Source organism: Streptantibioticus ferralitis (assembly GCF_029223525.1).
In the GTDB taxonomy this organism is placed as follows: domain Bacteria; phylum Actinomycetota; class Actinomycetes; order Streptomycetales; family Streptomycetaceae; genus Streptantibioticus_A; species Streptantibioticus_A ferralitis.
Window position 1 is genome coordinate 1 of sequence record NZ_JARHTQ010000036.1, and the last position, 25,548, is coordinate 25,548.

Below are 25,548 nucleotides of genomic sequence, written 5' to 3' on the forward strand. Positions count from 1 at the left end.
GCCGCCGCCGAACTCAACAGCCGCCCACGCAAGACGCTCGGCTGGGAAACCCCAGCCGAGCGTCTGTCTAAACTTCTCGCCACCACACGTCAGTGATCACGTGTTGCGACGATCCCTGGAATTCGCCTTCACCGGTCGGGGGCTTGTGCGCAAGGCAACCACCGGCCCGGGTAACGTCGTCCTCCTCACGGGTTCGGTACTGGGGATGGGGAAGGCAATGTCGCAGATGCGCCGATGGAGGGCGGGCCTTGCCGCGAATCTGGCCGGATTCGCCGTTCGCCTCCAAGAGCGCCGCGCGGCCGTGGAGAGCGAGGAGGGCATCCCCGTGACCCCCGGTGCGCCCGGCGAGGAGGGCGAACCGGAGCGGGGCGGGCCCACGGCGGAGCGGGAACCGCACGCCGACTACGTACCGCCGCCCCCGTCCTACGCCCCGGCGGTCGCGGCGCCGCGCGACCCCGTCGGCGCGGTCCCCTGGGGAGTTCGGGTCGCCGCCGAAGTCGGCTGGCGCTTCCTGATCCTGGCGGGGGCCCTGTACGTCCTGATGCGCGTCATCAGCGCGGTGCAACTGGTCGTCCTCGCCTTCGTCGGCTCGCTGCTGATCACCGCGCTGCTGCAGCCGACGGTCGCCATGCTCAAGCGCGCGGGGCTGCCGCGCGGCCTGGCCACCGCCGTCACCTTCATCGGCGGCTTCGTGATCATGGGCCTGGTGGGATGGTTCGTGGCCTGGCAGGTCATGGAGAACACCGACATGCTGTCCCAGCAACTCCAGGACGGCATCGGGCAGTTGAAGAAGTGGCTGCTGCACTCCCCGTTCCATGTGACCGAGACGCAGATCAACCAGATCGCCAAGAACCTCCAGCACGCGGTGGGCACCAACGCCGAACAGATCACCTCGGCGGGCCTGCAGGGTGTCACCGTGGTGATCGAGCTGTTCACCGGGATCTTCCTGGCGATGTTCTCCACCCTGTTCCTGCTCTACGACGGGCGGAACGTCTGGCACTGGGTGCTCAAGCTCTTTCCGCGGGACGCCCGGGAAGGGATCGCGGGCGCCGGTCCGCGCGCCTGGCGGACGCTGACGCTGTATGTGCGCGGCACGGTGATAGTGGCCTTCATCGACGCGGTCTGCATCGGTGTCGGCATCTACTTCCTCGGGGTGCCGATGGCGGTGCCGCTGGCCGTGGTGATCTTCCTCGGGGCGTTCATCCCGCTGGTCGGCGCGGTGGCCTCGGGTGCGCTGGCGATGATCGTGGCGCTGGTCACCCAGGGGCCGTTCACCATGCTGATGGTGCTGGTGGTGGTGCTCGCCGTGCAGCAGATAGAGGGCCACATCCTGCAGCCGTTCATCCTCGGGCGCGCGGTGCGGGTGCATCCGCTGGGGGTGGTGCTGGCGGTCGCGGCGGGTTCGCTGATCGCTGGGATCGGCGGTGCGGTGGTCGCGGTTCCGCTGGTCGCGGTGACCAATACGGTGGTCGGCTACCTCCGCGTCCACGCCCACGAGGCCGCGCTGAGGGCTGCGCCCGGCCCCCACGGCTCCACGGCGGTGGAGGTGGCGCCGGTCCAAAAGGAAACCCCGGCGGACGAGGCCCCCTGACGGGCGTTAGCGGGTGAAGCCCCCAGGGGGGCTTGGAGGACGAGGTCCCCTGAGGGGGCCCAGTGGACGAAGTCCCCTGGAAACGAAGTCCCCTGGAAATCAAAGCGAAGACGGGGTCCGGGGCCGAAAGGTCCCGGACCCCGTTTTCGGGGTACGTCAGGCGAGGTCCGCCTCGGCGTCAAGCGTCGTCCCGACGGCCTGGATGACCGCCGCGACCTTGAACGCCTCCTGAATCGTCTCGCGAGAGACATCCGCCTTGCGCAGCACCTGCTCGTGCGAGTCGAGGCACATGCCGCAGCCGTTGATGGCGGAGACCGCGAGCGACCACAGCTCGAAGTCGACCTTCTCCACGCCCGGGTTGCCGATGACGTTCATCCGCAGGCCCGCACGCAGGTTGCCGTACTCCGGGTCAGACAGCAGGTGCCGGGTCCGGTAGTAGACGTTGTTCATCGCCATGATGGCCGCCGCGGCCTTGGCGGCGGTGTACGCCTCGGGGCTCAGGTTGGCCTTGGCCTCGGGCTCCAGCTCACGCAGCACGATCGGGCTGCGTGAGGCGATCGCGCAGGCGAGCACGGTGCCCCACAGCTGCTGCTGGGACAGCGCGTCGTTGTTGCCGATCACCGAACCGAGGTTCAGCTTCAGGTCCTTGGCGTACTCCGGAAGCTGTGACTTCAGCTCATCGAGCGCCATGTTCACTCACCGGCCAGCAGCTTGACCGGGTCGAGGGTGTCCTCGCCCTTGCTCCAGTTGCAGGGGCACAGCTCGTCGGTCTGCAGCGCGTCGAGGACCCGCAGGACCTCCTTGGGGTTACGGCCGACGGACCCGGCGGTCACCATGGTGAACTGGATCTCGTTGTTCGGGTCGACGATGAAGACCGCGCGCTGGGCGAAGCCGTCCTCGCCCTCGACGCCGCACGCCTGCATCAGCTCGTGCTTGGAGTCGGCCAGCATCGGGAACGGCAGGTCGCGCAGGTCCTTGTGGTCCTTGCGCCAGGCGTGGTGGACGAACTCCGAGTCGCCGGAGACGCCGAGGATCTGGGCGTCGCGGTCCGCGAACTCGTCGTTCAGCTTGCCGAACGCGGCGATCTCGGTCGGGCACACGAAGGTGAAGTCCTTGGGCCAGAAGAACACCACTGACCAACCCTTGTTGTCCTCCGAGCTGTACTCCTTGATCTCCAGCTTGTCGTCGGACGGGCCTTCGACGCCCAGCAGCTTCCAGGCGGGGAACTTGTCACCAACGGTGAGCATCTGTGATGTCTCCATGATCTTGTGGGTTGGACGGACTCCACCGTGCCATAGACTCATTGATCTAGAAAAATTGCCACTCCGGGAAAGATTGATCGGATCCTCCGATCAATCGCGGGCATCGCAGTCCATCGCCGGTGATCACGCCGACGCCCCCGGCCGATGCGGCACTCGGGGGCGTCGGGCTGGTGTGGGCTTAGAGCCTCGGGGCTCATACCGCCATCTGGGCTCCGGGATAGGTGTACGGGTAGTCGTGGCCCATGCTCGCTGCCGCTGCTGCCCGGCGTCGCTCGTGCTGCTGTCGTCGCTCGAAGTCACGTTCCCACACCACCATGTAGAGGGGAACGAGGGGGCGCGTGCTCTCAGGAATGGGCAGGGTTCGAGCCAGCACGTGTGCAGGGATAGGCCGCGTCGGTCCGCAGATCACGTAAGCGGGCTGGGCTGTCGAGGCCTGGTGGGCTAAGACGTGTCCCGCGCTGTGTCGGCCTTGGGCGGGCAACAGTATCCGCAGCACCCACGTTAGGGCGCGAGCGATAGTGTCACGCATGTCGTCAGCTCCTACTAGCTGGTGGCGTTCCAAGCCCCGGCGGGCCGGTCCTACGCGGCCTGTCGGGGTTTCTTTGTGCCTGACAGTAGCCATCTTGTCTACCCTCGTCTACATCGGTAGGCAGACGTATGCCACCAGGCGCAGACATGGCTGGTTGTCTACCTTTGCCCTTATGGCAGCAAGCGAGATCGACCATGACGCACCGACGCCGGTCTACCGGCAGATTGCGGCGCTGATCATTGCCGACATTGAGAGCGGCCTTCTGGTCGTGAACCGAAAGATTCCGTCCGAGGCGGCATTGGTCCAACGCTTTGGGGTCGCCCGCGAGACTGCACGGCACGCTGTCGGCTACCTACGTGAGGAGGGGTACGTCTTTACAGTGCCGCAGCGCGGTTCTTACGTGGCGGACCGGAGCGCAAAGTCCAAGTAGCCCCGCCCATCTGCGATGGGCACGCGGGTGGGCGGGGCGGCTTCGGGTGACGGCTCAGAGCTTGAACGTCCAGCCGTCCGGGGCGGTCAACCTACTGCCATCTGGTGTGAGTTCAACGGCCATTCGGTGTAGCGGGAACTTGCCCGCGCTCTCCCAACGTCGACGTACGCGTTCTAGGTCGTCCCACAGACGGCGAGGGCCGCTCTGGTGTACCGCAGGCGCTGAGCCGTCTTCGCCGCGCGCCCATGACCCGTCGGCGGCGAGAAGCCAGAGCACGCGGCGTCCATCCGGATACGAAGCGGCGCGCGTCTCGATGCCGGGCGTCTCCAGCTCGTACAGCCAACGGAGTGACCATTCTTGCCAGAGGTCCGGGATTGGTCCGTCGGTTGGCCGTACGTCGTCCCCATCGCTTTCGCGTGCTGCCGAGAACACGTCGTTCAACTTCGGCGGGTAGTCGGCCTCTTGGCGGGTTTCCATGAACGTAGCGGGGTCCGGCTGAACGGTCCCCCGTGCAACTCCGTCGTCTCCCATGTCGGCCGTGATCAACAGTGCTGTGTGGGCGATGGTTGTCACGAGCCTGCCCCCTGGTCGGAGTGCGCGCAGCCAGGTTTCCGGTACGGGGCGGACTGAGACAGTCGCAACGATTCGGTCGTATGCGGCGTCGGGGAGTTTGCCCGTGGCATCAATGGCTTCCATGCGCGGGTTCCGGCCGAATTCGGCTAGGCGTTCGCGGGCGATCTCAACTAGGTACCGGTCGACGTCCACGCTCGTCACGTGCTCGTCTCCGATGCGGCGGCTAAGCAGGGCAGCGGAGTACCCGGAGCCGGTACCAACGTCTAGGACCTGGTGGCTCGGTTCCGCGCCCAGGTGATGAAGCATGGACACCACGAGTCCCGGCAACGTTGACGACGATGTAGGGCTACCCGCGGCCTTGCCCCCCGGCTTCGCGTGGTCGGCGTGATCCGGGCCTACCCTGGTAACAAGCGTCTCGTCCCGGTATGCAGCGGCGGTGTGTTCCGCAGAGAGCGGGGACGGGCTGACGAGTTCCCATTCCTCCGTTGGACTGTTCGGAATCCGCTGCCACCAACGGGGTACGAGGTGATGCCGGGGAGTGTTGCTTACCGCATCGTGCCACTCGGGCGCGTTCGTAGTCACCGCGTCGGCAAGCGCTGTTGCCGCGCCTTTCCAACTCACTCGTTCTCTCCTTGCAGAGCGTCAGCCATGACGGATACCAATGGCAAACCGGCCTTTACGGCAATCCAGTGCCATTGTCCGTTAGGGTTCACCTCAAAGAACTTCCAATGCCCGTCCGGAGTTACGGCGAAGTCTAGTGCGCCGAAGAACAAGCCAAGTTCGTCCATGAGGCGTCGGACCACTTCCTCAACGGAGGCGGGCATTTCTATCGTCTCGTAGGTGAGCGAGCGGTAATCGGTGCGCCAGTCCAGTTTTGCCCGTTCGCTTCCAGCGTGGATAGCTACCGGGAACATGCGATCCCCGATGACCGTCAGCCGGACCTCGTACGCCTTCGGAACATGCTCTTGGAACAGGTGAGTCGTGCCCGAAAGGCTGTCGTCGATCTCCCCAGCGGTCACAAGCGTTGTGGGAAGGAACTTTCTGCGGCCGTCCGGTCCGAGGATCCCACCGCTAAGTCCCTTGTAGATCACCTGATCACTGCCGATGAAGTCCCGTGCGTGCTCCGGGTCTGACGTGATCACGGTCCTAGGTACGTCTAGGCCGACGCGAGCAGCTACGGCCAGTTGGCGGGGTTTGTAGTTGGCGGCCGATTCGTTGGCCGGATGGTTGATCCACCGCACGGGGAGCGAGCCTAGAACGCCCAATACCCCAACGCGCGCTTCGGATAGAGCGAATGCACGCGCGTGGTCTGGCCATTCCTCAGGCGTAACGAATTCGTTGGGGCGACGCCACCAAACAGATTTGACCGTTTCGAGGTCCAGCGTCCGGGAGCTGGTCAAGGTGCCCGCCCAGCCATCCCCCGTTAGGGAGACGGCCAGGCGGGAAGCGGTAGGAAAGTCGGCCGTGTCGTAGCGAACGACGTTCTCACCGCGCTTGCCCAGCTCCTCAACCACCGCATCGGCCGTCAGATCGTCCCGGCCGGTAAGGATGAGGATGGTTTTCATGTGGTTAGTACAGGTCGGTTCCGCTGTCGGAGCCGGGTGTAGAGCCGTCACCGTTGCTGGTCTCGGTCTTCGTCTCCGGCTTGTTCGCGGCAAGGGCGTGCCAAGGGTTGCCCTGTGCGGAGACGTTCAGTTGAAGTGCCTCGCTGTAGGTGATAACCGGATCCTCTTCGGTCCCCTCAGGGGGCGAGATCAGGTGGCGAACTCCGAAGGGAACTAAAAGTGTTGCGCTCACTGCTGCACTCTCCTTTTCGGTTGTGTGCCTCTGCTGACCCGCCCCGGCTGAGTGGCCTCGTGTGCACCCAACCGGGACGGGTAGTACCCGCCCAGCCTCGAACAGGAGGAACAAGCCGGACGGGCGTTCGTACCCGCCCCTGCCGGGATCCCGAATCAGCGAAGGGGGTAGGCCGGTTCGGTCCGTCCGGCAGGGACGGGAGTTCACTAGTTGCTTTGCGGGCGGCGTGCTCAGCGCTTTTGCCCGCGGTCATGACCGTCCCCGCTGCCGTAGGGCATGCAACCTGCCAATCGCCTCCAACTGCCGTGCTTCCCGCTCGGTACCTCGCCGGAGTCTTAGGAAGGGCACCCGCCAGGTAAAGCCCGTGGGGCGCTCCAACTCGACGTACCGGCCGTCCACCCTTCGCACCTTGCCGGGCATGTCGTAGGCGTGATCAAAAACCACCGTGCCAACGCTGATTTCATCCGGCGTGGCGAACACGACGGTTCGTGCGATGGCCCGCGAGGGTGGAGCGACAGGATTGCTCGTTCTCACGCTCGTGCCCTTCTGTGCGGGTGGTTAGCGATCTCTGCATTGCAGCTCTGGGCCGTAACGGGGCTGCCCGTCCGGCGTGCTGCTTCGCGCTGCCGGGCCAGTGCGGCGCACACGTCGCAATCCTCTACTGGTGCTACGGTCGCCGTGGTTTCACTGCTCACCGGTCAACCTCCGCAAACCGATTGCAACGCTGCGGACGAGCGCCCGCGTTGGCCTTGCATACGGCCCGCGCGGCACCTCTGGCGGTAACGGGGTCCGGGGGGAGAACCACACTTTGTCCGGCGTGCGCTCCCAGCGCTTACGCTGCTCCGCTGCTACGTCGGCCGGTAGCAACCGACGGAACTGATGCCCGTTGACCGCTGCCTTTGCCAGGTTGTCACCCCTGCTGGCTACTCCTGGGGCTGGGGTCTGCTCCGCCATAGTCGCCATGCCCTTCGCCTGTTCGGTGATCTCTGCTCGCTCTAGGCAACCCCTCGACTACGCACGGCGGTACCGTGGCAACAGCAGCAGGACTTAAGAGCTTTAAGAGAGCCAGCAGCGCGGGGAGTTGAGGGCCAGTGACCACGCCTGAGCCGAACAAAGTTCTAGAGCGGCTGTACCGCGAGACTGGCTGGACGCTGCGCCAGGCTGCCCAAGAGGTCAACCGCATCGGCACCGAGCGCGGAACGCCACTGCGGTACCGAGAACCTTCCGTTCACCAGTGGCTCAATGGGCACATGCCCAAGGCGGACGTGCAACCCCTGATCTTGGAAGCGCTGTCCCGCAGGCTGCACCGTCCGATCACGCACTCCGAGGCGGGGTTTCCTCCGCCTCCCGGTCAACCGAACAGCCGTCCAAGTACCGTGGAGGGGCTGATCGATCTCGGGAGGCAAGACATGGACCCATCTCGCCGCAGCGTCCTCGGTGCGGGTCTATTTTCTGTTGCCCTCACCGTGCCCGGGTGGACGGACGTAGTCGGCCGAATGGACGCTGTTCAGACCGGTCAGACGCAACATATAGGCATGCCCGAGGTTGAGATGGTCATCGCAATGACCGAGCGGGTGTCTGAACTTGACGACGAATTCGGCGGGCGGCACGCGCGGCCCATGGCTGCTGCGTTCCTCGTGAATACCGTAAGCCCCTATCTGCGGGCGGATGCTTCCGAATCGGTCCGTAAAGCGATGATGTCGGCTGCGTCGGATTTGTGCTACCTCACTGGGTATATGGCGGTGGACGAGGGAGTTCACGGCACGGCTCAACAGTATTACCTCAAGGCGCTGGAGCTGGCCGGAGCGGCGGAAGATCACCTGACGTACTGCACAACACTGCGGGGAATGAGTGTTCAAGCCGTCGACCTAGGGCACGGTCGAGAGGCTATGCGACGTGCTGACGCTGCCGCCGCTGCGTCTCCGAACGCTGGTCCTAGGATGCGTGCCTTCCTCGCTGGTCAACAGGCCCATGCGGCGGCGCAAACCGGCGACCGTCATAAGGCGCTTATGTACCTCAAAGAAGCCGAACGGGCCATGGAGAAGGCCGAGTCACGATCGAAGACTTTTGGTTCTTACAACCCGTCATCACTCACGTACCACGTTGGTCAAGTCCTATATGAGTTGGGTGACATCCGCGGCTCCATCGCGGCCTTGGGAGAATCTGACAGGCTACGTCATCACTCGTTCCGGCGAAATCGGGTGCGGTATCTATCCATGCTCGCTGAACGACAGCTAGAACTTGGTCACCTTGAGGCCGCGTGTGACACGTGGGGGAAAGCCGTCGAAATTTACCCGCTAGTCCAGTCGGGGCAATGCGACCAAAGCATGGCCAATATGCGGGCTCGAATTCGTCCCTACCTAAAGAATAAGGTTGCACGACAGCTCTACGAGCGGGCGCGAGTCCCGGCTGATCGACTCTGATGACGGGGCGTCGACGAGTGGTCCTTTCGTGGCCTTTGATCACTACGTCTCTCAACTCATCAGGCGGCACTGGCTCTTTGGTGGCTTCGATCTGGTCTGAGGGGTCACAGTTTCATCACGCGTGACGAAACCTGAGGGCGGGTGCGGTCGTCCCCAAGTAACGTCACGTGTGACGAAACTTGGGAGGGTGGGTCATGGCCGGTGAGTCGGGTAGCGCGTGCGCGGTGTGCGGCGGGCCGTTGGGGGTGCGGGCTCGAACGGGACGTCCGTCGGTGTACTGCTCGCGCGCGTGTCAGGCTCGGGCGTATCGCGCTCGTGTGGCTGGGGCTGGACGGTCCCGGCCGGAGTCGTCGGCTGCGGGTGCCGTGTCGGTTGCGGCAGGTGGCGGGGAGTTGGCGCGGGAGGTTCGGCGGCTGGTCGGGTTGTTCGCTGAGCGGGCCGAACAGGCAGTGTGCGCGGCGGAGGGCGGCGAGGTTGGTCCTGGTGGCGCCGGTCGTGACGCTGACGACCTGGCGGAACTCGCCGCGAAGGTGGTTGATCTCGTCCGCTCCGCCTCCTTGCCTACGCACCCGTCGGCTGAATCGTCACGGTGTGACGAAACGTCGGGGGTGGTGGTTGCTGGGGCGCAGGATGGGCGGATGGGCTCGTCGGCGGCGGCGACTGCTCGCCGTACGGTTTCATCGCGTGACGAAACATCGGTGCCCGTAGCCGTGGTGGAGTCGGCGGCGGCTGGGCCTGTCGAACGGGTGGTGCGCACGGTGGACATGGCGCATGAGTTCGGGGGCGGCTGGCAACTGGTCCGGCTGGCGAGCAGCTTTGACGGTGACTGGCTGGTGCGGCTGCACGGTGAGACGGTCGGCAGCGTGGGGCGTGTGCGCACGTTGTCGGGCCGTGGCGTGCGGGGCTGGGAAGCGCGTCACCTTGGGCATGCGGTTCCGGGTGGGGTTGCCGGTCTGTGGCCAAGCCGTGGGGTGGCTATGGCGGCTGTGGTCCGTGCCCATCAAGAACGTGGCGGGGCAAAGGGTCGTCGCGGGAGTCGGCGGCGTCCCTCGCGCTGAGCTGGCGGGGGCGCGGTGCTGGGACGGTGCGCTGTTGACACGCGGTCATTCGGGCCTGTCCCAGGCTCCGGCCCTGGTCGGGCTTTCTTGCGGCTCCAACTTATACGGATAAGTGCTTGACGTAAGAGGTGGAGTGGGCTGATGCTGATGCCTCCTCCGCGTGAGTGCTGACGGACAAGCCGTCAGGGTGTGCTCACGCGGCAAATCTGAGGGGCAATCAGATGGCAATGACGCGTGTGCGTATGCGCGTGCGGGCTCTGGCTGTGGCCGGAGTTCTGGCGGTGGCTGGTGTGGGTGTCGGCGCGGCTTCGGCGTCGGCTGCGACTCCGGCTGACGGATCCGGGGTGGAGGGTCCGGCGGCGGCTGCGGTGGTCCTTCCGCAAGTCACGGTGGACGGTCTGCGGATGCGTGACGACGTGGGGACCGGTGCGGGCATCCTCGGGCAGCTCTACGCCGGTGACCAGGTGCAGATCCTTTCGACCGCGCAGGATGCGGGCGGCCAGCAGTGGGACCAGGTGACGCTTGCCAACGACAGTGCGGGCGGGCTGCCTTCCGGCTTCGCGGGCTGGGTCAGTGAGGCGTACCTCAGTGAGCCTTCGTGCCCGTCGGATAGCCAGATCCAGTGCCTGATGTACGGCGGTCATGACTGATCGCCGGGGCTCTCGCGCTCGCACGGACAAGCAATCTGGCCAGTCATCAGGAAGAGAGAACAACATGCGTGCAAGCTCTACCGGTCGCGTTGGTCGTCGTCTGGGTGCGTTGGCGGTCGTGACGATGGTGGCGGCGGCCGGTCTGGGTGTGGGCGTGACGTCTGCCTCGGCGGCTCCGTCGCATGCGGCTCGGGCGGCGAGTAGCTATGCCACACAGGTCACAGCTGATGGGGTCCGGCTGCGGACCGGTCCGGGGACTGGGTACGGCGTGGAGGGGCTCCTCTACTACGGGGACGCGGTCGACATCACGCAGTGCAGCGGGGGCTGGGATCGGGTGTATCTCGCCGCTGACAGTGCGGGCGGCCTGGGCTCGGGCGCTGCGGGGTGGGTGTACGGCAGCTACCTGGAGCCGCTTGCGGGCTCGCCGATAGGCGGCGGGCTGCCTTCGGGCTGCGAGTGACCGCGTGCAGTGATCAGTCATCAGAAACGGAACGAAGGAGTAGGCATGTCTTCTACTTGGTTCGCCGGTCGTGCCGTGCGTCGTCTGGGTGCGCTGGCGGTCGTGACGGCGGTGGCTGCGGCTGGTCTGGGCGTCGGCGTGACGTCCGCCTCGGCGGCTCCGGCACACTCGGCCGCGCCCTCTGCGGTTGCTGAGCCGCATGGCTGGCCTGGGGGCATCACCGGGAATGGGGTCCGCTTGAGGACCGGTCCGGGGACCGGGTACGGGGTGGAGGGTCTTCTCTACTACGGGGACACGGTTCAGCCGGTGGGCTGCTCCGGGTCGTGGTACCACGTGTACCTGACTGCGAACAGTGCCGGTGGTCTACCCGCAGGTACGTGGGGGTGGGTCAACGATGCCTACATTGACCCGATAACGGGTGCTCCATCGTCGGACTGCTCGTAACCGCCTGCGGTGCCCCCTCCTGTGTCGGCGGGAGGGGGCACCTCCGTTTTTCCGTAGCGTTACATACCGCTAGGTTGGTTTCCCATTCGCCAGTTACCTACTGTGCAGCCGCTTTCCAATTCTGATGTGTAGTCAGTGTTTACCGGGCGGGTGCACGGTGGGCGGTCCCCTTGTGTGACAAGGGAATTCAAAGGTCTAGTGCATATGCCTGGGGCGTGAGAGGCTGGACGGCTCAGGTTTCGGGAGGTGGAACGTGATGGACACGCCCGGTGACGGACGCGGCGCGGGCGAGTCGGCTGATGACTCTGTGTGGATACGTGGGGTGGACTACGTGACCAGCTATCGGCAGGCAGATACCGTAGCGTCGGATTTCAACGAGGTGATGGCGCTTCTCGGCTTGGGCCTGGAGGACGAGCGGTTTCGGGCACTTCCGCGCACTGGTCCGGACGGTGAGCCGCTGGTGGTCTTGACGGTCGAGGCGGTGCAGCTCTGCGTGGCTGTCCTGGTGGCTTTAGCGGAATGTCTGTGAGGGAGGGGCATCATGCGTGGTCGACCCAAGGGAACGACATGGATGACAAGGACAGGCAAGCGGGTGTGGGTCGAGGTCGACGTGACGGGGCGTCGGGTCTGCTGTGAGGCGTGCCCTCGTCCGATCCCCGTGCGGGGCTGGGGTTCTCCTGCTGGCGCGGCTCGGCGGCATGCGCGGCAGTGCTCTAGGCGCTGACCTGGCCGAACGCCAGGGGCACGGCCTGGTGGCGGACGATGAACTGAACAACTCTTACCCCTTCCCGCTGCTCAGCCACTGACCGTGGGTTCCGCGGCGGGGTAGAGGGTCGACAGGCGCGATTGGTGCCGCACTACCCCCATCGGCATCAACCGTCATCCAAGGGGCGGTGTTCTCCAGCGCGGACGGGCCTTGACCCGGACGATGCGGTTTCGCGCTGGAGGGCACCGACCAGCGGGCGGGGTCCAGGGACCGCTATAGGTCCCTGGTACCACGCCGCGCAACCAGCCTCGTCACGATCTCCGCCACCGTGTTGAGCACCGTGGGCGCCGGCCTGCGGAGTGGTCCCGTACGCGGCGGCGCGGTTGCCAACGGCGCTCGGTGCGGCGGGAGTTCGCGGTCCCGGTAGACGCGTCAGTGTCCGGTGACGGCTGCTGGTGCACAAGGATGCCCCCCCGGCTGGCGGCGGGGGGCTTTCTGCTGCTCAAGGCGTGGTGCGTGCGCGGGCGGTTGCCGTCCGGACGGGACCGGCCGTCAGGCCGCATGCCCGGCCGAGGCGGCAGGGCCGCCCGGCGCGCCGCAGGCGTGCCCTTGAGTAAGTAGAGAAAAGTTACTCCGCAGCTTTGGCGGGGCGGCGCTTGGTGGGTGCCTTCACAGGCGTCACGCGGTAACTGAGACGGGTTGTAGCGGCGGACACGCGCAACTCTTCGACTAGCAGCGGGCGTTGCGTGGCCTCGTCGAGGGTGACGCGATAGGAGACCAATAGGGGCTGCGGGTCGGTGAGTCCCAACGCCATGCGTTCGTCGGGAGTCGGCATCATCGCCCCTACTTCCTCATCCCACACGATCGTGAACCCAGCGGTCGTCAGGTGCTTGTACAGCTCGGGCACGGGGGCGTCAGGGGTCGTGGCCAGTGCTGGGACGTCGGCGGCGACCTGGAGCGGAATCAGCATGCGGTGAGTTAGGCGCTCGCCAGTCAGCGGATCGCGCAACAGGCGGTCGACGGAAATAGCTTGCTGTCCCTGCTGGTTCAGCAGTTCGGCGGGTGTGCCGGTGAGGGTCACGCGGGAGATCGCGGGCGCTTCCGTCTCCTTCATCTCCGGCAGCTCGTACCGCGTGCCGGTGCGGCTGACCGTGCGCGGGATCGCTCGTGCTGCCGGGCTGCCCTTGACGGTGGTCCGCCGACCCTGCGCCTTGATCACCAGCCCCATATTTCGTAGCTCGTTGACGGCAGCTCGCACGGTCGCCGGGCTGACCCGGTAGGTGCTCACCATCTCTGACTCGCTGGGCAGGGTGCTGCCCGCTTCCAGATCACCTTGTTGGATCGCCTGCGCGATTCGTCCGGCAAGTTGCAGGTACATCGGCTGCGGTCGCGTGATGCCGCTGTCCATCTCGGCTCCTGGTCTCGGCGTCGGCGGTTGTCAGTGGTAGGTGCTATAGGGCTCTTCAGCGGTCACAGGATAAGTGCTTGACCTGCTACCTATCTAGAGCGCACGATGAGTGTCCTCGTACTTATACGAATAAGTACGAAGGTAGAAGATGGAGTTGAGGTGCCATGCAACAGAAGCCAATCGACACTGGGCGACTGGGTCAGTTCATGTGCGTGATCGCGCCGGAACGACGTGTCGACCCGACTACCGATGAGCCGCGTAAAGACAGGGAGGGGCGCGAACAGTGGATCGTGGGGCTGTCCGTACGGCAGGCGGCGGGTCGGCGTACGGACGTGATCCATGTGGTTGTGCCTGGTCAGCCGCGGGGCATCGCGGAGGGCATGAGCGTACGGGTGGTCGACCTGTGGGCGAATGACTGGTCAGTGGACGGCAGGAGCGGAACGTCCTGGCGGGCGGAACAGATCGTCCCGGCTGGGGGCACGGCTGCCAGCGGTGGGAGCGCGGCGGCGGCTCCGGCTGCCCGAAAGGGTGGCGAGTGATGCCCTTAACCATCGTCCTTCTGCTGTCCGCAGAGGAGGCTGCCGGGCTCGCGTGCGTGGTGTGCGGCGAACGGTTCGAGGCCGTGGCCAACGTTCAGGTCGGCCGGTCCACGCTGGGCGCCCCGGTCTACGCCTGCACCGCGCCGTGCGCGCACTGGTACCGGTCCGCGGCGGTCGGGCCTACCTCGACAGGGAGTGAGTGCTGATGTACCTGGGGGATGACGACACCTTCGGTCACCTGCTGCGTGATCTGGAACTGCTGAGCGGTACTAAGTCGCTGCTGGTCACCGTGGATGATCTGCCCACGCTGGAATTCGTGATGGGTATGGTCGGCGTCACTGCCGAACAGGCCGCACGGCGTGCCCAGTTGATCGGCGCCCGGCTTCGCCTCCAAGGGGGTGGCGGGGATGACTAATCACCTGCTGCTGTGGGTGGTGCTGCTCGCCGCGACGGTAGGCGCACTGACACGCAAGTGGTGGGCACCCCACGCTAGTCGGTGGGCTGAGGCGCGACAGATCCCGTGGCGCTGGTGGCTGCTGGAATATCCGGTCTTGACCGTGCGTATGCGTGTGACGTGGCGTCAGGTCTGCCTGTTGAACGGGCTGTCCATCTCGCGGCGCAGTACTGCGCGGGTGGTTGACGGCGTCATGGTGCGTGGCGTTGCCCTGCGGCAGTCACCTCCCCGCTTGGGTCTGCCGCATCTCACCCGTACCGGCGTCGTCGTTCGGATTCGGATCCATCCGGGGCAGACTCCCGGCCCTTTCCTCGCTGCCGCACAGGCACTGGAGCATGCCTGGCGGGTGCACGGGGTGCGGGTGACCAGTCCGCGACGTGGTGAGGTGCTCATCACGATCACCGCACACAACACGCTCGATGACACGGCGCGCGATGTAGCGGCGCCGACGGCTGGACCCGTGCTGGTGGCGAGGGTCGGGCGAGTGGACGACGGCGGGCCGTGGGTGCTGAACCTGCGACGCATACCCCACTGGCTGGTGGTCGGCGCGACCCAATCGGGGAAATCCACGCTGCTCGCAGCCTTCATCCGGGCCATAGCGCCGCAACCGGTCGCACTGGTCGGCATCGACTGTAAAGGAGGTATGGAACTGGGCCTTTTCGGGCGTCGGCTGTCCGCGCTGGCTACGAGTCGACCCGAGGCGCTGAGGGTGCTTACCGGCCTGGTGACCGAGGTGCAGCAACGGATGACCCTGTGTTGGTCGGCGGGGGTCCGCTCCATCTGGGAACTGCCGGAAGATCGGCGGCCGGTACCGGTGGTCTTGATCGTGGATGAGCTGGCAGAGCTGTACCTGATGGACGGCACGCGGGAAGGGCGAGATCAGTCTGAGCAGTGCTCCACCTTGCTGCTTCGCCTCGCGCAACTCGGCGCAGCCCTGGGCGTACACCTGGTGGTGGCTGGTCAACGGGTGGGCTCCGACATGGGGCCAAGGGTCACGGCGCTGCGTGCCCAACTCGGCGGGCGCATCGTCCATCGCGTGCACGACGAAGCGTCAGCGGAAATGGCGCTGGGCGACCTAAGCCCGGACGCCGTGGCGGTGGCCCAAATGATCACTGAAGAGGAACAGGGCGTCGCTGTCGCCACCATCGGCGGCCGGTGGGTACGCGCCCGGTCGGTCCTCGTCACGACCGAAGAGGCACGACAGGTCGCCGAGGAGTACGCCGCGCTTACTCCCGACCTGCCCGCGCTGGCGGCGGTGACCTTCGAAAAGGAGGGGGGTGCAGCATGAGCCAAAACCAAATCTACCTCTTCGAAATCTTCCTCTGGGTCGTCTCCATCATGCTGGTGCGCGGTAATGACGTGCGCGGCTGGCAACTCGTCATCATCGCACTGGCCGGTTTCTACCTCGCCCTAACACCCATAGGAAATGCCGTTGTGGCGGTAGTGAACATGCTGGTCATGATGGCCTAGCGCAACATCTCTCCTTGGCTTTCTTCGACTTTCTCTCTATAGCCTCGCCACTCTCACAGATCACTGACGATGCATCAGATATGGAGCGCTGGCATGTCCGTTCACCTGCTCGTACCTAGTGGAAGGGGTCCACCGTGGCCTACCCGGCTACCTCGGACGCGCGGCGCTCGGCACTGGCAAATGCTGAGCGCCTGCGCGCGTTGACAGAAACAGAGCGGGATATTATCCGGCTCGTCCATGAACCTGGCTTCCCCCGCTGGCTGGAGCAAATCCACGCCATCGGCGGGTGCGCTCACCCTATATACCTATCCGGCCGGAAAACCATCCGTGACGCTACCGGCGCGGTTCTCCAGCATTACGACACATCCCACGAACCTGGCGGTCGGCTCGCCGTGCGGTGTCGAAACCGCCGTGAGTCCCGGTGCCCGTCCTGCTCGCGACTGCACGCGGGCGACACCTTCCACCTGGTGCGTAGCGGCCTGGTCGGCGGCAAGCACGTGCCTACCGCTGTCGCCGGGCATCCACGGTTGTTCGTCACCCTGACTGCCCCCTCCTTCGGCGCTGTCCATCGCGCGGGGGAGCGCTGCCATCCACGCCGTGAGGGGGGCCAGTGCCCGCATGGGCGGCCGGTCCACTGCGGAGCGCACCACGCTGATACCGACCCCCACGTCGGCCAACCGCTGTGCCCCGCCTGCTACGACTACCCGGGGCACGTCCTGTGGCACGCGATGGCCGGACGGCTGTGGAACCGGTTCTGCACCGAGGCGCGGCGGCAACTCGCCTCCTCGGCGGGCATACCGCGTTCCCGCTTGCGGGAGCACGTCCTGGTGGGCTTCGCCAAAGTCGCGGAATTCCAACGTCGGGGAGCTGTCCACTTCCATGCCGTTGTGCGCCTCGACGGGCCGCACGGTCCTGGGTCGCCCCCGCCCGCGTGGGCTACCGGTGACCTCCTGGAAGAGGCGATCCGTCAGGCGGCGGCTACGACGTACGTACGCGCGCCCTACACGCATGCCCTGGGTGAGCCGGTCTTGCGCTGGGGCCCGCAGATCGATATCCACCCAATCCGCGGGCTCGTCGGCGACGGTGCGGTATCCGACTCAGCAGTAGCGGCCTACGTCGCCAAGTACGTCAGCAAATCCATATCCGACGCGGGCGGCACCGACCAACGCGTTCGCTCGCTGGAGGAAATACAACTCCTGCCCGTGCACGCCCACCTACGGGCGCTGATGCTCACCTGCTGGCGTCTCGGCGGCCTACCCGAACTCGCCGACCTGAGACTCAGGGCATGGGCTCACACCCTCGGCTACCGCGGCCACGTACTCACCAAAAGCCGGGCCTACAGCACGACGTACAAGGCGCTTCGGGCGGCTCGGGCGGACTATTTGGGCGACACGTCCCGGGGGCAGGGTGACGGCCTGGTGGACGGCGTTGATGTGGAGTCTGTCTGGCGGTTCGTTGGCTCAGGCCACACGCCCGGCGAGGCCGAGATAGCGCGCGGGATTGCTGCGGATCGTGAGCATGCGCGTGAGGAAGCGAGGTTTGCGGGTGGCGGCAGTGGGCGCCCTGGCGTTGGGGTTGATCTCTGATGCCGGAGGAGTCGAATGAACGTCCCGGCCCCATGACTAAGGAAGAATGGCTTAGGCGTGAGCTAGCTAAGGCGCCGGAGCGTAGTGATCAATGGTGCAGAGAGATGCTGAAGCTATTCGGTTTTAGGGTATCTGAATGAATAAGGATGGACCCCTCGTTCCCGGCCGCAGTGAGGGGTCCATCCTTATTCATCCCGGCGCTATGTAGCAGGAGTATTCGGGGCTGTGTTCTGCTCGTCCTTCGTCCAGAGGATTTCGATGTACGCTGGGTCGAATCGCTTTCCCCGTCCAACCTGGTGGATGAGGACGGCGCGAATGGAGTGCTTGAGTCTGGCGCGCTTCTCGCTTGTCGTGTAGTCCACCCACTCCGTCAGGATTTTCTCATCTGTGTCGATGGTGGCCCTAGCCTTGGCGGCCTGCAATTGCCGCGTCTCTTTGACGAGTTGCGCTTCCTCTTTTTCTAGGTGTTCGATGGCGTCCATGGCTTCGATGACGGAAATACGCTTCTCGTTGCGCCGGATCTTGACTTGATCCTTCTCCCAAGCGATTTCCTTCAGTCGGGCGTCGTTTTTGGTTGGGTCGACTACCTCTACCTTGACCTTGGACTTCTTCAACCGCTTCCGTAGGTCATCCAAGAAGGCGGTCTCCACGAGGTCGTCAACGGGGGGCCCGACCCGCGAAACCCCTCCGCATCCGCCAAGAGACGACCTGCACTGGTAGCGGAACCGGTATTTGGCGTACGCTCCGGTTCCTTTGGTGTACAGGGATGCCCTCATTGGGAAGAAGCATTCTCCGCACCGGGCGATTCCGGTCAAGAAATAGGCTGGTGAGGTGTCGTGGTTCGGGTTGCCTTCCCGATTTGATTCCTTGCGTGTCTCAATAGCGCTTACGCATGCGGCCCATTCTTCCGGAGTGCAAGCGGCCTCCCAGTCCCCGATAACTGGTTTACCGTCCTTATATAGGACGTGATCGGGGAGCCATAGGCGTGATGACTCTCGGTGTAGTTGCTGCGGGATGTACACCACGTAGCCGCAATTCCTGGGGTTGACCAGACGAGCCTCGACCGTGGAGTGTTGAAGAGTCCAGTTGTTCCCGCTTTCCCTGGACCTCTTGTTTGCCTTGGGGGTGTACCCCTCGTCGATCCACTCTTTTCTAACCTCGCCGACCAACTTGCCGCCAGGGATGGCCCGTACCGCCTCTAGGAGATCCTTGGATTCCTTGGGGTGCAGGGTCCCGTCCTCGTTCCACCCGAAGGCGCGTGGGCCTCCGTGCTTCTTGCCTTTCAGGGCGCGGGACTTGTTCGTGCCGCTGACCCGCCGCTTGGTGTTGTGGACTTCGTAGGCGCCCATGGTGGCCTGCACCATGAACATGGTTCGGCCTTCCTGGGTGCTCAGATCGGTACCGCCGTCGAGGGCGCGGCCGACGTAGCTGGGGAACATCGTGAAGAGGCGGTTGACGCGCGCGGCGTCGTACTCCAACCTGGCCACGCGGTCGGAGTGCGTGAAGAGAAAGCCTCGAATCTCGCCGCTCTCAAGGTCTTTGAGCATCTGTTCGAAGTCGCGACGGACGATGAACGGGTCTGAGGCTGGAGTGTTGTTGTCGTTGTACTCGCGGACGATGACGCATCCGAGGTTGGGCGCTGCTTCGTGGAGCCTGCGGCGTTGCTCGGCTACCTGCTCGCCCTCTTCGCGCCCTTCGCTGCCAGCGCGTAGGGCCTTGTCCTCAGACAGGCGGACGTAGATCCCGACAGGTGTCCGTCCCTGCTCAAGGGCTAACGCCCGAGCGGCAACATCTATGCAGGTCATCAGGTTGGTCGAGGTCATGACAACAGCCTACCGAAAAAAAGGTGTTCCAGTGGTCTTCTGTCAGAAGAACACCACGCGCCACTTGCCCTCGTAGCTCTTGTGGTTGATCTGGGCGAACGCCTTGTCCGGGTCAAGGTCGACACAGGCGGTCAGGTCGTACTCGGGGAACTTGTCACCGACAGTGAGCACGCGCTCTCCTTCGAGGGGCTGGAAAATCCCATATGAGTGCTATAGGGGACTTCCTTAGGGTTGGACGTGATCCACAGTGCCATAGAGTGCATTGATCAGTGAAATAGCCGCGAGCCGTGATCTTGATTGGAGATCCTTATCAATAGCCAGCGCCAGCCGACCCTCGCCCAGCTACGGGCGTTCGCCGCCGTCGCCGACCATCTGCACTTCCGCGACGCGGCCGCCGCCATCGGAACCAGCCAGCCCGCGCTGTCCGGGGCGGTCGCCGCGCTGGAGGAAGTGGTCGGCGTGCAATTGGTGGAACGTACCACCCGGCGGGTGCTGCTGACCCCCGCCGGAGAGCGGCTGGCGGTCCGGGCGCATGCGGTGCTGGACGCGGTCGGCGCGCTGATGGAGGAGGCCGAGGCGGTCCGTGCGCCGTTCACCGGGGCGCTGCGGCTGGGTGTGATCCCGACCGTCGCGCCGTATCTGCTGCCGATAGTGCTGCGGCTGGTCCATGAGCGCTACCCGGAGCTCGACCTCCAGGTGCACGAGGAGCAGACGGCCTCGCTGGTCGAGGGACTGGCCGCGGGACGGCTGGACCTGCTGCTGCTCGCGGTGCCGCTCGGCATGCCGTCGGTCGTCGAACTGCCGCTGTTCGACGAGGACTTCGTGCTGGTCGTACCGGAGGGGCACCGGCTGGCCGGGCGTGGCGACATCCAGCGCGAGGTGCTGCGCGACCTCGACCTGCTGCTGCTGGAGGAGGGGCACTGCCTCCGGGACCAGGCACTGGACATCTGCCGTGAGGTGGGACGGCCCGAGGGCACTCCGGGGACGACCAGCGCCGCCGGTCTGTCCACGCTGGTGCAGCTGGTCGCGGGCGGGCTGGGGGTGACGCTGCTGCCGCGCACCGCGGTAAGGGTGGAGACCGGGCGCAGCGCCCACCTCGCCACCGGGTACTTCCGCGATCCGGCGCCGGACCGCCGGATCGCGTTGGCCATGCGGCAGGGCGCCGCGCGCGCCGAGGAGTTCGAGGAACTCGCCTCGGCGCTGCGCGGGGCCCTGCGGGAGCTTCCGGTGCGGATCGTCGGGGAGGCCCAGCCGTAACGTCACTCCGTGCGCAGCCCCTCCGGGCGCATCATGCGCCACAGCGGGGGCAGGCTCAGCACCGTCACCAGCAGCACGACCGCCGCGCCCGCACCGGTCAGGCCCGCGACGCCTGCCCAGTCGAACCGCACCGGTGCCTTCACCATCTTCAGCAGCACCGTGCCCAGCCCTAGCCCGCCCACCAGGGCGAGCCCCAGGCCGATGACCACCGGCACCGCGGCCTGCCACAGCACCGACAGGGCCAGCGTGCCGCGCCGGGTGCCGAACGCCACGAGCACCGCCAACAGCCGCCTGCGCTCGCGCAGTTGCTCCAGCGTGGACACCAGCATGCTCGCCCCGATCACCAGCAGCGTCGCGGTGGCCCCGACCAGCAGACCGCGCCGGATGCTGGAGAAGGTGTGGTCCTGCGCGGTCGAGGTCAGCGTCATCGTCGGGTCCGAGGGGTCCAGGCGGCTGCCGGTGTTGCGCACCCGGTCCGCCGCGTCCGGATCGGTCGGGTCCAGCTTCATGGCGACGGTGGCCACCGGGTGGGCCAGTTCGCTGACGCTCAGCGCGCCGGGGGTGGCCAGCACACCGTAGTGCGCCATGCCCGCGGCGTCCTCGCGCGGCTGTACGATCCGGGCGTCGGCCGGAATGGTCCACGGCCGGGGGCCGCCGGTGGGGGCGCCGATGTAGGGGGCGTTGAGGTCAAGCCGCTTGCCGGGCATGGCGTAGGGGGCGGACGGGTTGTTGTCTGACCCCTTGATCACGAACACGCTGTTCGGTGAGCAGCCGTCGATCCGGGCGATCTCCCGCAGCGTCGTGCAGTCGGCGACGGTGACCGGAACCCTGCGGTCGTTGCCGCTGTCGCCCGCGGCCGTCGCCTCTGTGACGCCGAACGCCGACCGCACTCCCTGGGTGGTGCGGAACGTGGTGATGGCCTGCTGGGCCTGCGTACCGTCGTGTACCTGGACCCGGGCCATGATCTGCGCCCGGTTCGGGTCCTGACCGGTGCTGGAGGTGAAGTAGTGCTCGGCCCCCGCGAACAGCGTCTGCAACGCGATCGCCCCGGCCACCGCGACGGTGATCCCGCTGACCATCCGGGCGGCCATGCCGCTGCTCAACTGGAGCCTGCGGGTGGCCAGTTGCCACGGCAACGGGCCGCCGCGCAACCGCCGTACCGCCGACTCCACCAGCCACGGCAGCAGCAACGCCAGCCCCACCAGCAGCAGCACCACACCCGCGGCGATCTGGTACTGGTTGATCGAACCATGCGTGCCGACCCGGCCGATCAGCGGGAACAGCAGGGCGATTCCCAGCACCGGCAGCACCAGCCGCCACCACAGCCGCCGCGGACGCGGCGTCGCGGCGCGCACCACACCCAGCGGCTCGATGGTCACCCCGCGCAGCGCCAACAGCGTCACGCCGACCGCCGCCCCGGGCACCGCAAGCGCGATCAGCGCCACCAGTGCGGCGCTCGGCGTCACGTCCGAGGGGAAGACGCCGATCCCCATCATGCTGAACGAGCCGACGAACTGCCGTACCGCGAGGAAGAATCCGGCCCCCACGACCAGCCCGATCAGCGAACCGAACAGGGCCTCACCGGCCGCGATCCGCCGCGCCATCGGTACGTCCGCGCCCACCAGGCGCAGCGCGGCCAGCCTGCGGTCCCGCCGCTCGCCGCCGAACCGTACGGCGGTGCCGATGAACACCATCACCGGCATCAGCAGCACCACGAAGATCATGACGACCAGCAGCATCAGGATCGGATCGAGCGGGGTGGACTTCCGCTTCAGCCCGAAGTGGTCGATCCGGAAGCCGCCGTCGGCCCGGCCGGACAGCGACTTGGTGCCCGCGTAGTACGAGAGGTCACCGGGGCCGTCCAGGCCCTGGTCGCCGATGGTGCCGATGATCCGGTAGGGCAGTCGCTGCCTGAGCAGCTCGCTGTCCGGGGCGTTCAGCAGCTTGGCGAGCGCGGGGGAGGCCACCATCTCGTTCGGCCGGGGCAGCCTGTCCACGCCGGGCGGGACGGGGGCGTTCGGGCCTTCCGGCTGGAGCAGGCTGCCGCTGATCCGGTCCTGGCGGAACGTGGTGTTGGCGTCCTTGACCAGCATGGTGCCGGCGGTCGGCCTGGTCAGCTCGGGGCTGTACGGGGCTTCCCTGGCGTAGCTGCGGTCGCTGCGGTTGTCGACCATCGCCGGTACCGCGGCGGCGACCAGCAGCAGCATGACGCCGAGCGCCACGCCGACCGCGGTCAGCGCGGTGCGGGTCCAGCCCTCGGTGCCGCCCCCGGTGGCGAACCGGGCGCCGAGCGCCAGTTCACGCCCCCAAGTGCGCGGCGTGGCACGGGAGGTGCGGGTGGTGGCGGTCATGCGACGTGCTCCAGATCGCGTGACCTGCCGTCCCGTACCACGACCTCGCGGTCGGAGTACGCGGCGACCCGGGCCTCGTGGGTGACCAGGACGACGGCGGCCTGGGTGTCGCGGGCGGCCGCGGTCAGCAGCTCCATCACGCGTTCGCCGTTGAGCGAGTCCAGGGCGCCGGTCGGCTCGTCGGCGAACACCACTCGGGGGCCGGTGACCAGGGCGCGGGCGACCGCGACGCGCTGGCCCTGTCCGCCGGAGACCTCGCCGGGGCGCTTGGCGGAGACATCGGTGACCTCAAGGCGGTCGAGCCACTCGGTGGCCCGGCGCTCGGCCTCCTTGCGCTTCACGCCGTTCAGCCGCAGCGGCAGCGCGACGTTCTCCACACAGGTCAACTCCGGTACCAGCTGGCCGAACTGGAAGACGAAGCCGAACTCGCCACGGCGCAGCGCGCTGCGCTCGGCGTCGGACATCTCGGACAGCTCCCGGTGCCGGTAGCGGACCTGGCCCGCGTCGGGGCGCACGATCCCGGCCAGGCAGTGCAGCAGCGTGGACTTGCCGGAGCCAGACGGGCCCATCACGGCGACGACCTCGCCGGGGCGTATGGAGAAGTCGGCGTTGTCCAGGGCCGGGGTGTGGCCGTAGGTCTTGCGCAGTGCGGTGGCCACCAGGAGCAGTTCGCCCGCCCGCCGCCCGTCGTCGGCGCTTCCCGCCTCAGTCATTTCGTGACCTCCTTGGCCAGTTGGTCCAGCCGGGCGGCGGTCAGTTCCAGCCACCGCAGATCCGCCTCAAGGTGGAACAGGGCGTGGTCGCACACGAGTTGGTCGGCGAGGTCGCCGCCGCTCTTGCGACGGGTCAGCTCCCGCATCAGCCGAAGATGCTCGGCGCGCTGGGTGTCCAGCAGCTCTGCGGCGCTGCGGCCGGTGAGCAGGGCGAGGACGACCTTGGTGTACAGGGTGCTGTGCAGATACGGCTCGGGCTTCTCCGGCTGGGCGAGCCACCGCTCGACATCGGTGATCCCGGCATCGGTGATCGCGTACCGCTTGCGCTCGGGGCCGCCGCCCGGCTCGATGCCTTCGACCTCCACCAGCCCGTTCTTCAGCAGGCGCGCCAGCGTGGAGTACACCTGCCCGTATGCCAGTGGGCGGTCGTGTCCGAACCGTGCGTCGAAGGTCCGCTTGAGGTCGTAGCCGTGCCGGGGGCCTGACTCCAGGAGCCCGAGGAAGGTGTGGCCGATTGACATGGCAAGGACACTACACCATGGGTATACACCGCGTGTATACGTCGGCCGTATAGCGGGCCTGGGGGTGAAACCCCCAGGCCCTGGGTCTTCGTCAGGCCTCTGACTTCGGTGGCCGCCCGCGGCGCGGAATCGGCTTCGCCGCGCCCGGCAGCCGGCCGGCCTCGGACAGCGCCCGCCGCAGCAGGTACTCGATCTGGGCGTTGGTGCTGCGCAGATCGTCCGCCGCCCAGCGGGCGATCGCGTCGTGGACGGCGGGATCGAGTCGCAGCAGCACCTTCTTGCGCTCGGCGCGCGCGGGCTGCCGACGCGGCTCGTCCGTGTCCTCGGTGGGATCGGTCACTGGTAGAGGGTGCCCGTGTTCAGTACCGGCTGGGCCGCGCGGTCGCCGCACAGCACGACGAGCAGATTGCTCACCATGGCGGCCTTGCGCTCCTCGTCGAGGTCGACCAGGTCCTGCTCGGCGATCCGGGTGAGTGCGGACTCGACCATGCCCACCGCGCCCTCGACGATCTTCTGCCGTGCGGCGACGATGGCGCCCGCCTGCTGGCGCTGGAGCATCGCGGAGGCGATCTCGGGTGCGTATGCGAGGTGGGTGAACCGGGACTCGGCGATCTTCACGCCTGCCGACTCCACCCGGGCGGCGATCTCGGTGGAGAGCTGCTCGGTGATCGTCTCGGCGTTCTCCCGCAGGCTCAACTCGGAGTCGCCGTGCGAGTCGTACGGGTACTTGGTGGCGATGTGCCGGACCGCGGTGTCGGTCTGGATGGAGACGAAGTCGACGAAGTCGTCCACCTCGAAGACCGCCTGGGCGGTGTCCTCGACCTGCCAGACGACCACACAGGCGATCTCGATCGGGTTGCCGTAGGCGTCGTTGACCTTCAGCACCTCGGTCTCGTTGTTGCGCAGCCGGGTGGAGATCCTGGTGCGCGAGGTGAACGGGTTCACCCAACGCAGTCCGTCATGGCGGATCGTGCCCTGGTAGCGGCCGAACAACTGGCAGACCCGCGCCTGGCCGGGGGCGACCTGGGTCAGGCCGCGCAGCATGAACAGGTCGGCGACGATCACCAGTGCACCGCCCACGATGAGCGCGGTGGAACCGGCGCCCTTGTGGCCGGTGCCGGCCATGTTGCCGCCGGTGGCCATGAGGACGATGCCGATCACCAGTGCGATCAGGGCCAGTAGCAGGAACGGCAGGCCGGGCATGCCGAGCGCGCGGCGCTCGGTGATCCGCGGCCGGGGCATCTCGGGTATCTCGGCCTGGGCGGTCTCGGTGCCCGGGCGGGCCTGAGGGTCTTGGGTGTCGGTCATGGCTCCCCGTTTCGGCGGTCGTTTCGGCGGTCGTTTCGGTGGTCGGTCGGTGCGCTGGCACGCGCCTAGCAAAGTGATAGCACATTACAGGGTTGTTGAAACTCGCGGAAATGGTTCCCGTCGGACGGCGTGGGCCTTCTCACGTACCGAAATTGTGCGACTTTGGCCAAATAAGGACAGCTACCGGTGCTAGCT

27 protein-coding genes and 1 pseudogene are annotated in these 25,548 nt (G+C 66.5%); 14 read left to right on the forward strand and 14 right to left on the reverse strand.

Features of this window, described 5'->3' with window-relative positions; translation table 11 throughout:
* Window positions 1–205: 205 nt before the first annotated feature.
* Complete coding sequence (locus P2L57_RS33920) at window positions 206–1,591, forward strand: AI-2E family transporter (protein WP_372516039.1); 1,386 nt, start codon at window positions 206–208, stop codon at window positions 1,589–1,591.
* 156 nt (window positions 1,592–1,747) lie between these two features.
* Here P2L57_RS33920 and P2L57_RS33925 read toward each other — a convergent pair whose 3' ends face one another.
* The 3 genes from P2L57_RS33925 to P2L57_RS33935 form a co-directional block, all read right to left on the reverse strand.
* Complete coding sequence (locus P2L57_RS33925) at window positions 1,748–2,281, reverse strand: alkyl hydroperoxide reductase (protein WP_275821225.1); 534 nt, start codon at window positions 2,279–2,281, stop codon at window positions 1,748–1,750.
* A 2-nt stretch (window positions 2,282–2,283) separates the two neighbouring features.
* Window positions 2,284–2,838 (reverse strand): peroxiredoxin, encoded by a 555-nt coding sequence (locus P2L57_RS33930; RefSeq protein WP_275821228.1) that lies wholly within the window; start codon window positions 2,836–2,838, stop codon window positions 2,284–2,286.
* A gap of 208 nt (window positions 2,839–3,046) precedes the next feature.
* Complete coding sequence (locus tag P2L57_RS33935) at window positions 3,047–3,226, reverse strand: hypothetical protein (RefSeq protein ID WP_275821230.1); 180 nt, start codon at window positions 3,224–3,226, stop codon at window positions 3,047–3,049.
* A 328-nt stretch (window positions 3,227–3,554) separates the two neighbouring features.
* Here P2L57_RS33935 and P2L57_RS33940 point away from each other — a divergent pair, with 328 nt between their 5' ends.
* Complete coding sequence (locus tag P2L57_RS33940) at window positions 3,555–3,812, forward strand: GntR family transcriptional regulator (RefSeq protein ID WP_275821232.1); 258 nt, start codon at window positions 3,555–3,557, stop codon at window positions 3,810–3,812.
* Window positions 3,813–3,866: 54 nt separating this feature from the next.
* Here P2L57_RS33940 and P2L57_RS33945 read toward each other — a convergent pair whose 3' ends face one another.
* From P2L57_RS33945 to P2L57_RS33955, 3 genes are read right to left on the reverse strand one after another with little or no spacing between them, the layout of a single operon-like run.
* Entirely contained in the window at window positions 3,867–5,006 is a 1,140-nt protein-coding gene (locus tag P2L57_RS33945; protein ID WP_275821234.1) for a methyltransferase domain-containing protein, read from the reverse strand.
* A complete protein-coding gene (gene tgmB / locus P2L57_RS33950; protein WP_275821236.1) occupies window positions 5,003–5,950 on the reverse strand; it encodes an ATP-grasp ribosomal peptide maturase in 948 nt (315 codons plus the stop codon). The genes P2L57_RS33945 and tgmB overlap by 4 nt, the downstream gene beginning before the upstream one ends.
* A 4-nt stretch (window positions 5,951–5,954) precedes the next feature.
* A complete protein-coding gene (locus tag P2L57_RS33955) occupies window positions 5,955–6,182 on the reverse strand; it encodes a hypothetical protein (protein WP_275821238.1) in 228 nt (75 codons plus the stop codon).
* A 1,091-nt stretch (window positions 6,183–7,273) separates the two neighbouring features.
* Here P2L57_RS33955 and P2L57_RS33960 point away from each other — a divergent pair.
* The 5 genes from P2L57_RS33960 to P2L57_RS33975 all read left to right on the forward strand — a co-directional run bounded on the left by P2L57_RS33960 (window position 7,274) and on the right by P2L57_RS33975 (window position 11,746).
* A complete protein-coding gene (locus tag P2L57_RS33960; protein WP_275821240.1) occupies window positions 7,274–8,605 on the forward strand; it encodes a tetratricopeptide repeat protein in 1,332 nt (443 codons plus the stop codon).
* Window positions 8,606–9,884: 1,279 nt separating this feature from the next.
* On the forward strand, window positions 9,885–10,313 hold the full coding sequence (locus P2L57_RS33965; RefSeq protein WP_275821242.1) for an SH3 domain-containing protein: 429 nt from the start codon (window positions 9,885–9,887) through the stop codon (window positions 10,311–10,313).
* 124 nt (window positions 10,314–10,437) lie between these two features.
* Complete coding sequence (locus tag P2L57_RS33970; protein WP_275821343.1) at window positions 10,438–10,773, forward strand: SH3 domain-containing protein; 336 nt, start codon at window positions 10,438–10,440, stop codon at window positions 10,771–10,773.
* Window positions 10,774–10,818: 45 nt separating this feature from the next.
* Window positions 10,819–11,217 carry an SH3 domain-containing protein gene (locus P2L57_RS40965; protein WP_372516040.1) on the forward strand — a complete coding sequence of 133 codons (399 nt, stop codon included), beginning with the start codon at window positions 10,819–10,821 and terminating at the stop codon, window positions 11,215–11,217.
* Between the two features lie 322 nt (window positions 11,218–11,539).
* On the forward strand, window positions 11,540–11,746 hold the full coding sequence (locus P2L57_RS33975) for a hypothetical protein (RefSeq protein WP_275821244.1): 207 nt from the start codon (window positions 11,540–11,542) through the stop codon (window positions 11,744–11,746).
* Window positions 11,747–12,551: 805 nt separating this feature from the next.
* Here P2L57_RS33975 and P2L57_RS33980 read toward each other — a convergent pair.
* Window positions 12,552–13,331, reverse strand: coding sequence for a GntR family transcriptional regulator (locus tag P2L57_RS33980; RefSeq protein WP_275821246.1), 780 nt, complete (start codon window positions 13,329–13,331; stop codon window positions 12,552–12,554).
* Window positions 13,332–13,495: 164 nt separating this feature from the next.
* Here P2L57_RS33980 and P2L57_RS33985 point away from each other — a divergent pair, with 164 nt between their 5' ends.
* The 6 genes from P2L57_RS33985 (at window position 13,496) to P2L57_RS34010 (ending at window position 17,380) form a co-directional block, all read left to right on the forward strand.
* Window positions 13,496–13,870 carry a hypothetical protein gene (locus P2L57_RS33985; protein ID WP_275821248.1) on the forward strand — a complete coding sequence of 125 codons (375 nt, stop codon included), beginning with the start codon at window positions 13,496–13,498 and terminating at the stop codon, window positions 13,868–13,870.
* Entirely contained in the window at window positions 13,870–14,076 is a 207-nt protein-coding gene (locus tag P2L57_RS33990) for a hypothetical protein (protein ID WP_275821250.1), read from the forward strand. Before P2L57_RS33985 ends, P2L57_RS33990 begins: the two co-directional genes overlap by 1 nt.
* Window positions 14,076–14,285 carry a hypothetical protein gene (locus tag P2L57_RS33995; RefSeq protein WP_275821252.1) on the forward strand — a complete coding sequence of 70 codons (210 nt, stop codon included), beginning with the start codon at window positions 14,076–14,078 and terminating at the stop codon, window positions 14,283–14,285. Before P2L57_RS33990 ends, P2L57_RS33995 begins: the two co-directional genes overlap by 1 nt.
* Window positions 14,278–15,612, forward strand: a complete 1,335-nt coding sequence (locus P2L57_RS34000) for an FtsK/SpoIIIE domain-containing protein (protein ID WP_275821253.1) — start codon at window positions 14,278–14,280, stop codon at window positions 15,610–15,612. The genes P2L57_RS33995 and P2L57_RS34000 overlap by 8 nt, the downstream gene beginning before the upstream one ends.
* Complete coding sequence (locus tag P2L57_RS34005; RefSeq protein ID WP_275821255.1) at window positions 15,609–15,794, forward strand: hypothetical protein; 186 nt, start codon at window positions 15,609–15,611, stop codon at window positions 15,792–15,794. The genes P2L57_RS34000 and P2L57_RS34005 overlap by 4 nt, the downstream gene beginning before the upstream one ends.
* A gap of 200 nt (window positions 15,795–15,994) precedes the next feature.
* The gene (locus tag P2L57_RS34010; RefSeq protein ID WP_372516046.1) at window positions 15,995–17,380 is read left to right on the forward strand and encodes a replication initiator; all 1,386 of its coding nucleotides are present in this window, start codon (window positions 15,995–15,997) and stop codon (window positions 17,378–17,380) included.
* A gap of 200 nt (window positions 17,381–17,580) precedes the next feature.
* Here P2L57_RS34010 and P2L57_RS34015 read toward each other — a convergent pair whose 3' ends face one another.
* A complete protein-coding gene (locus P2L57_RS34015; protein WP_275821257.1) occupies window positions 17,581–19,203 on the reverse strand; it encodes a recombinase family protein in 1,623 nt (540 codons plus the stop codon).
* 48 nt (window positions 19,204–19,251) lie between these two features.
* Window positions 19,252–19,374, reverse strand: a pseudogene (locus P2L57_RS34020) (peroxiredoxin); the annotation flags it as partial.
* Window positions 19,375–19,500: 126 nt separating this feature from the next.
* Here P2L57_RS34020 and P2L57_RS34025 point away from each other — a divergent pair.
* A complete protein-coding gene (locus P2L57_RS34025; RefSeq protein WP_275821259.1) occupies window positions 19,501–20,460 on the forward strand; it encodes a hydrogen peroxide-inducible genes activator in 960 nt (319 codons plus the stop codon).
* A gap of 2 nt (window positions 20,461–20,462) precedes the next feature.
* On the opposite strand, the gene P2L57_RS34030 is transcribed toward P2L57_RS34025, so the two are convergent.
* The 5 genes from P2L57_RS34030 to P2L57_RS34050 form a co-directional block, all read right to left on the reverse strand.
* Window positions 20,463–22,811 (reverse strand): FtsX-like permease family protein, encoded by a 2,349-nt coding sequence (locus P2L57_RS34030; protein ID WP_275821261.1) that lies wholly within the window; start codon window positions 22,809–22,811, stop codon window positions 20,463–20,465.
* Entirely contained in the window at window positions 22,808–23,524 is a 717-nt protein-coding gene (locus P2L57_RS34035; RefSeq protein ID WP_275821263.1) for an ABC transporter ATP-binding protein, read from the reverse strand. The genes P2L57_RS34030 and P2L57_RS34035 overlap by 4 nt, the downstream gene beginning before the upstream one ends.
* Window positions 23,521–24,045 (reverse strand): PadR family transcriptional regulator, encoded by a 525-nt coding sequence (locus tag P2L57_RS34040; protein WP_275821265.1) that lies wholly within the window; start codon window positions 24,043–24,045, stop codon window positions 23,521–23,523. The genes P2L57_RS34035 and P2L57_RS34040 overlap by 4 nt, the downstream gene beginning before the upstream one ends.
* Window positions 24,046–24,136: 91 nt before the next feature.
* On the reverse strand, window positions 24,137–24,385 hold the full coding sequence (locus P2L57_RS34045) for a type II toxin-antitoxin system antitoxin (RefSeq protein ID WP_275821267.1): 249 nt from the start codon (window positions 24,383–24,385) through the stop codon (window positions 24,137–24,139).
* Window positions 24,382–25,353 (reverse strand): SPFH domain-containing protein, encoded by a 972-nt coding sequence (locus P2L57_RS34050; RefSeq protein WP_275821269.1) that lies wholly within the window; start codon window positions 25,351–25,353, stop codon window positions 24,382–24,384. The genes P2L57_RS34045 and P2L57_RS34050 overlap by 4 nt, the downstream gene beginning before the upstream one ends.
* Window positions 25,354–25,548: the final 195 nt, after the last annotated feature.